Source organism: Bacteroidia bacterium, assembly GCA_025056095.1.
Classification (GTDB): domain Bacteria; phylum Bacteroidota; class Bacteroidia; order JANWVE01; family JANWVE01; genus JANWVE01.
In genome coordinates this window covers 1-3126 of the sequence record JANWVW010000281.1, presented here as the reverse complement: position 1 = coordinate 3126, position 3126 = coordinate 1, and the positions used below count along the sequence as shown (strand labels likewise).

The following is a 3126-nucleotide window of genomic DNA, read 5'->3' as shown; positions in this document are numbered from 1 at the left end:
AGGTAAAGAGGGAACAGTGAGTCTGTAGATAAAGTCAGGTTCCATTCTGCTCCACGCAGTCCAAGAGTAAGTATAACTCTCATCCATATGAATGTCGTTTAACTCAAAAATCCTACCCATAGTCATTCTGAACGAGTCTACTACTATGACACTCTCTTCCATAGGAACGCATTCACGCGGACAATTTGGCGCTATTGGGCAGGGAGCATGGCTCCAGTATTTGCCTTTGAAACCACATTTACTCTGCCATCTGTTAAAAACATCCATTTTACGAACAACGAGCAGACCCTTATGATAGGCATGGGGTTTACCCAGTTCCAAGATATCCCTGCGCATTCCATAGTCGCAGTCTGCTACCTGAGGTATAAGTTCATACAGAGATATGCCTTTATCGTTGACAAAACTGTTGGGTTCTATGAGAGCATAATCTTCACTGTATTTAACTATTACATGAAAGTAATCAAATCGTTGGTTAGATACCTCAACCTCTCCGGTAAAGTAGTACACTATAAAACGATTGTTTTCGCCCAGCATTTCCTCCGGGGAGGGCATGTAGGGCATCTGCGGTATGACCGCTGGGCGCATTTCCCTTACATTCCAATCTATCTGGCGAAAGACATCAGGTAGCTTAATTACTACACAGGGATCATATTGAAGTACCAAGTCCAGGAGTTTGCTACCAAATAAATCAAAAGCTTCGGCGTCAATATTATTTTGTAGATGTTCATACAATGTACTCCCTGAGGAACCAATCACATCATCCTTATAGAGGGCAAAGAATAACTCCTCAAAGTGACTATCCTTAGCCATGCCAAACTTATTTTTGAAGTATTTTGAAAACTCCTCACTTTTAAATGCCTTTGCGACTGTTTTTGCAAAAGCAAGGCGCAACTTAAAAAGACGCTGCCTGTCAAAATCGTGATCCCAATACTTGGCCAGGTTTTCAATGCTCAGCTTCGGCCCCTCCAGAGGGGCCTTTTTGCAATATATTAGTATAAGAAATAAAGAGAAAATCAACAAAATAATCCTTCTCATAGAGCCTTATGTTTTTAGTTATACCATGGAGAGCGGAAACGAAGTATGACAGTTCCGGTGCTTATCCATTGCAAAAATCTGTTACCACTTCCTGGAACATAAGGATGACAATATTCAAGATTGGCATTACCCAGATCATAAGTGTCACTGGCTGTTATTTGGTAGGTAACGACCTTTTGCCTTGAATACTTATATTCAAAGTTTATGCCCACTGGTAATTCTATTTTAGGTATTTTAAAATCAAATTTACCACCTATCTGAAAGGAGTGGGTTGTTGTTTGTTGATTACTTCCAGTACAAGATCCAAAATGAACTATCTTAGCAGAAAAAAAGACACCATCACCATTTTTATCAAGCTTCCAATGATTTTTAGCCTCATCATTAGAGAACACTACTCTAGGACCTTCAGGAAACCAGTAGGTTTTAATATTCTTACTAATCACAGTTTTAATTACCGGAAAATAAAAGGGAAATGGTAATCTAGGCGGGGTGACCCTTACAATACTGTAACTGTAAGTAGTTGCCATCAAATCCGTAGAATAGCAATGAACCAAGTGATGATATGGCTGATCAATTGGTTCGCCGTCTACTGCCGGTAACCAAGTAAAACGAAATGCCATCGTCTTATTAGAGTACCACTGATTGCAAGGATGAGAGGATATGTGATCAAAGGCTGCAGGACTGGCTAACTCAAAAGCATTGAAATAGTTAGCATTTTTGTTGTAGTCTCCAATTATCTTTAATTCGTATTCAGCTCTCGGGCAACTGTAATTATTTAGTTGTGAGGATAAGGGTATGGGTGGAGACGACGAACATTCATTTGCATAAAATTTTTGAACATCGTCAACAACATGAACCAGCTTAAAGTTAGGAGATAACTCATAATATGGCAAATTGTCAAGATGTTGACTTAGTTCTTGACAAATATCAGGAGTATATCCATGCATATCTTCAAAAGCAACATTACCAGGATGATACCTTTTATTAACAGGGTCATAGAGCCTATACATAGGAGCCTCCGATATTCGCAACCCTACGACTTTATTCACACTTTCTTCTTCTAATTCTGATGCCCAACCTTCCACGAATATTAAATTTGAATAAATGATGGGCAAATAATTATCAAAGAGACTATCCCTAAAGGTATGGATCAAGTGATTTGGAAACCACAAACTTACGAGTTCATCATTCTCCAGTATATGCTCCAGCGGATCTGGGACTGCGCTAAAAATGGATAATTGTCTTAATCTTTCATTCAACAAAGTTGATATTGTTTTAGTGACAGTCGAGCCACCCTCTAACGTCGGAATTGTTCGATTTCTTACGCTTCCAAATACAACTTCTTTATAGCGAACGCTGTCCGGACAAAAAATGCTGTATATCGTATCTCTAAAGGCTATATTGTGAAACATTTCTGATGAGACAGCGTATGCCAAGGCTTTTCGGCCCTCCTCCACAGACATTAAGGTGCCACTAGGAATGTCAAAAGGATAAAAATTAAAATCTCCTTCAATAACTTCTCCCGATCTTAATGAACTATTTAAGCGATCGTTAAGATTAGATGACTCATTGAGCCAATCCTTTCGACAACTTAATATACTGACCGCTAAGACTATAGTAGTAAGTATGGTGGTAGTATGGCGAAATGATACTTTATAGTTTTTCATATTATATCTTTTTTTGAGGAAGGTCTTATTGCTCTTATGGAGATGCATCTCGAGACCTTCCTATTAATTGCCTACTCTCTCCCCGCTTTTCGGCATCCGCGTGCGCGTTTCTAAACATTCTAAGGCGGCCAGAAGCGCACCAACCACCGCCAGCGGCAACCACTACAAAACCAATTCCCGGATGCACCCACTCCCGCGCAAAAGATGCTTCATCGCCGCCCAACCTCAACCCAGCGCCCGGCCGCTGCGCCGCGTGAAAGTTCAGAGCCTTATATGTGTTCGAGTGGTACATGGATGTGTGCTTTTGGATCATTTCCGCTCAACGCCCACTTTCCCGCCGTACGACCGCTCAGGGAGTATGGACGGGAAAGTAAAGTTAGCGGAACGATGTTGCTTTTCACCCTCATAACCAGTGGCAAAGATG

The 3126-nt window shown here is 40.8% G+C and carries 2 protein-coding genes; both read right to left on the bottom strand.

Going from position 1 to position 3126, the window contains the following annotated elements; translation table 11 throughout:
* Positions 1-1035 (bottom strand): hypothetical protein (locus NZ519_13365; protein ID MCS7029742.1); only part of this gene is annotated, 1035 nt, incomplete at its 3' end.
* 14 nt (positions 1036-1049) lie between these two features.
* Positions 1050-2702 carry a hypothetical protein gene (locus tag NZ519_13360; GenBank protein ID MCS7029741.1) on the bottom strand — a complete coding sequence of 551 codons (1653 nt, stop codon included), beginning with the start codon at positions 2700-2702 and terminating at the stop codon, positions 1050-1052.
* Positions 2703-3126: the final 424 nt, after the last annotated feature.